The organism is Kosmotoga sp. (assembly GCF_982836095.1).
In genome coordinates this window covers 1-2,701 of the sequence record NZ_CEYIHJ010000190.1, presented here as the reverse complement: position 1 = coordinate 2,701, position 2,701 = coordinate 1, and the positions used below count along the sequence as shown (strand labels likewise).

Below are 2,701 nucleotides of genomic sequence, written 5' to 3'. Positions count from 1 at the left end.
CGATAAATACAAGTATAGGTGCAATGGTAAATATAGTTTTAAATTATATTTTGATAAAAAAAATGGGAATTAATGGTGCAGCTATATCAACATTAATATCATATTTTATAGCAGCTTATTTATGTTTGTCATTTTTTGACAAAACAAGAATAAATTTTATAAACTTGACAAAAAGTTTATATTTAAAAGGAATTTTTAGTGTTAAAGAAAATATTTAAAATAATTTTACCCAAAAATGTAATAGAAAAGTTGAATATTATTAAAAATAATTATTTTGATGGATTTTCACTCAAATCATACTCCCAGGAAGGAGAAGATATGATTTTAAGAAGGTTCTTCGAGAAACAAAAGACAGGCTTTTATGTTGATGTCGGTGCGCATCACCCAAAGCGATTTTCTAACACATTCTTTTTCTATAAAAAAGGGTGGAGTGGTATAAACATAGATGCAATGCCAAACAGCATGAGATCGTTTGATAAAATTAGACCAAGAGATATCAATCTGGAAGTTCCCATTTCAGATAAAAAACAAAAATTAAGATATTATATGTTTAATGAGCCCGCATTAAATGGCTTTTCAAAGGAATTGGCAGAAAAAAGAGATGGCAAGAATCATTACAAGATTATATCTGAAAAAGAGATACAAACATCAACCCTCGAAGAAATCTTTAAAAAACACTTGCCGTATGGCCAGGAAATTGACTTTATGTCTATTGATGTTGAGGGGCTTGATTTGCAGGTTCTTAAATCCAATAATTGGAAGCGATTTAGACCAAAATTTGTGCTGATGGAAATATTAGGTTGTTCAATCAAGGAGATAGCAGACTCAAAAGAATATAAGTATCTCGCTGAATTTGGATATGAAACCTTCGCAAAGACTGTAAATACCGTTATTTTTAAAAGAGTAGACATCAAAGAAGCATTATCATGAAAAAATACTTCTCACCGGCGGAACTGGTTTTCTCGGCTCCCATCTCTGTGAAAAGCTGCTCGGGCAGTGCCACTGGATATTTTAAGGGATTGGTTGAGTTCTAAATAGAAGTTGATGTGCAAAAAGTTTCATCAAATATGTTTGTTCCGCCGCATCTGCTAAAAACAGCGGTTCTTTTCCTGATCTTAAAACGTCCTGATACCACAAAACAGGTATCTGAGGTAATCCACAAGGCAAAAGCGCCGTGTGTTATGCCTAAACAAATAACGGCTTTTATGATATCTTTAGCTAAGGGGAAAAAGTAAAACATGCCTTTATCACCCATGGTATTATTTGTCTACAACCGTCCTTGGCATACTCGCCAAACTATTAAAGCCCTGCAGAAGAATGAGCTGGCCGATCGAAGTGATCTCTTCATCTATTCAGATAGTCCCAAAGATGAGCAAACTGAAAAAGCGGTTAAAAAAGTTAGGGAGTATATTCACACTATTGATGGATTTAAAACAGTGACAATCCGAGAACAAGGGAAAAATATGGGTTTGGCAGGTTCTATTATTGATGGTGTGACGGCTGTAGTGAACGAGTATGGACGGGTTGTTGTTCTGGAAGATGATCTCGTGACTTCCCCATTCTTCTTGCGATATATGAATGATGCTCTAAACTTATATGAATGTGAGGAAAAAGTTATCAGCATTCATGGATACATTTACCCTCTCTCAGAGAAACTTCCCTCGACTTTTTTTCTCCGTGGTGCCGATTGCTGGGGGTGGGCTACCTGGAAGCGCGGTTGGGATTTGTTTGAAGAAAATGGTCAAAAATTGCTTAATGAATTGGAAGAAAAGAAACTTACAAGGCTACTCGATTTTAACAGAACTTATAATTATACCCAAATGCTGAAAGATCAGATAGCAGGTAAAAATGATTCGTGGGCAGTGAGGTGGTTAGTTTCGGCTTTTTTGCGGGAGCGTCTTACTCTATATCCTGGCATTTCCCTGATACGCAATATCGGGTTAGATGGGATAGGCACTCATTGCGGCACGTCAGATGCCTTCGATGTTAAGATAGCACAAGAGCAAATTTCGGTACAGTCGATCGATATTGTTGAAAATGCAAAGGCAAAAAAAATAATCGAAGACTATTTCAGTTACCTGAACCCATCGCTTTTAGGACGAATGCTCGGTTTCGTGAAGAATATTTTAACCATACGATCAGGGTGTTGAAATAATGAAAGGCAAACAGCGGCCGATATGCGGCAAAATATAAAACAATTTTTAAAAACATGGATTCCTCCTGGAATGATCCGCTTGATTAGCGGGAAAAAAGGAGTAAAATGGTCCGGTGATTATCATTCATGGGATAAAGCACAAAGAGCATCTACAGGATATGACAGTGAAATCATCTTAAACAGGGTTAGAGATTCTCTTCTCAAGGTCAGGAATGGCAAGGCAATGTATGAGCGGGATTCTGTGCTTTTTGAAAAAATAGAGTATTCCTGGCCTCTGTTGGCTTCTTTGATGTTGGTTGCTGTTAAGTCAAAGGGAAAACTGAATGTCATAGATTTTGGTGGGTCCCTCGGAAGCACATACTTTCAGAACAGGAAGTTTTTATCAAATCTTTCTATGATACGGTGGAATATTGTTGAACAAAGGCATTTTGTAGAGGTCGGCAAGAAATACTTTGAAAATGATATTCTTAAATTCTTTTACGATATTGAAGGTTGTCTAAAACAAGCTTCTCCAAGCTCTGGCAGCTTTCAAAGTCAAGCATTCCC

General features: G+C 36.6%; 5 protein-coding genes and 1 pseudogene. 5 read left to right on the top strand and 1 reads right to left on the bottom strand.

The window, feature by feature from the left end; all coding sequences use genetic code 11:
- The 3 genes and pseudogenes from AC3LHT_RS09880 to AC3LHT_RS09870 form a co-directional block, all read left to right on the top strand.
- A pseudogene (locus AC3LHT_RS09880) lies at positions 1 to 218 on the top strand (flippase); the annotation flags it as partial.
- Entirely contained in the window at positions 199 to 930 is a 732-nt protein-coding gene (locus AC3LHT_RS09875; protein WP_488662768.1) for an FkbM family methyltransferase, read from the top strand. The pseudogene AC3LHT_RS09880 and the gene AC3LHT_RS09875, both read left to right, overlap by 20 nt.
- Before the next feature lie 4 nt (positions 931 to 934).
- Positions 935 to 1,015 carry an SDR family oxidoreductase gene (locus tag AC3LHT_RS09870; RefSeq protein WP_488662770.1) on the top strand — a complete coding sequence of 27 codons (81 nt, stop codon included), beginning with the start codon at positions 935 to 937 and terminating at the stop codon, positions 1,013 to 1,015.
- Positions 1,016 to 1,030: 15 nt separating this feature from the next.
- On the opposite strand, the gene AC3LHT_RS09865 is transcribed toward AC3LHT_RS09870, so the two are convergent.
- A complete protein-coding gene (locus AC3LHT_RS09865) occupies positions 1,031 to 1,240 on the bottom strand; it encodes a hypothetical protein (RefSeq protein WP_488662767.1) in 210 nt (69 codons plus the stop codon).
- Between AC3LHT_RS09865 and AC3LHT_RS09860 the strand changes: the two genes are divergently transcribed.
- Together AC3LHT_RS09860 and AC3LHT_RS09855 are read left to right on the top strand one after the other, a co-directional pair.
- Entirely contained in the window at positions 1,239 to 2,150 is a 912-nt protein-coding gene (locus AC3LHT_RS09860; RefSeq protein ID WP_488662766.1) for a glycosyltransferase family protein, read from the top strand. The genes AC3LHT_RS09865 and AC3LHT_RS09860 overlap by 2 nt on opposite strands.
- A 27-nt stretch (positions 2,151 to 2,177) precedes the next feature.
- The coding region (locus AC3LHT_RS09855) for a methyltransferase, TIGR04325 family (RefSeq protein ID WP_488662765.1) at positions 2,178 to 2,701 on the top strand (524 nt) is incomplete at its 3' end.

Bases quoted from the DNA above. Each gene is read 5' to 3' on its own strand.
- AC3LHT_RS09860 (WP_488662766.1), top strand. From the start codon at position 1,239: ATGCCTTTATCACCCATGGTATTATTTGTCTACAACCGTCCTTGGCAT.
- AC3LHT_RS09865 (WP_488662767.1), bottom strand. From the start codon at position 1,240: ATGTTTTACTTTTTCCCCTTAGCTAAAGATATCATAAAAGCCGTTATT.